Below are 477 nucleotides of genomic sequence, written 5' to 3' on the forward strand. Positions count from 1 at the left end.
GGTCTCTGTGAATTTAGGCAAGTCTTTGCGCGCCACGCCCAGCTGACCGCCTGATGCAGTGATTTTTGCCAGCTCTGTCCCTGCCATAGGGATAGTGCGTGTCAGGCGCAAAATGTCCTGTTCCATTTCCTTAAACTGCTTGGGCGTATCAAAATCAACGACCTTTTTGACATCTGCCATTGCCGATTCAAATTCGACGGCCAGTTTCACCGGGAATGCCACCCCCGCCACAGCTCCGGCTGCTCCCCAAAATTCGTCTTTGATCGCGCGGCGGCGGTCGTAATGAGCCTGTTTCTGCTGCTGCAAATCAGCAACGAGGCTGCGTTTGCGGTTAATTTTGGCGATAGTCTGACCAAGCTGGTCATATTCTCGTCTAAGTTCGCCAACACGTTTGCGGCTCATCCGTAGAGGATTTTGCAACGTTTCGCCAAGCAGGCTTTGCCGTGCCGCCAGACCTTTGACTGTTTTATCCAAAAC

The 477-nt window shown here is 52.6% G+C and carries 1 protein-coding gene; it reads right to left on the minus strand.

Annotated elements, in window-relative coordinates; translation table 11 throughout:
* The coding region (locus ACTHUR_RS19700; RefSeq protein ID WP_440400485.1) for a phage tail tape measure protein at positions 1-477 on the minus strand (477 nt) is incomplete at both ends.

This window comes from Neisseria sp. P0021.S007, assembly GCF_051956855.1.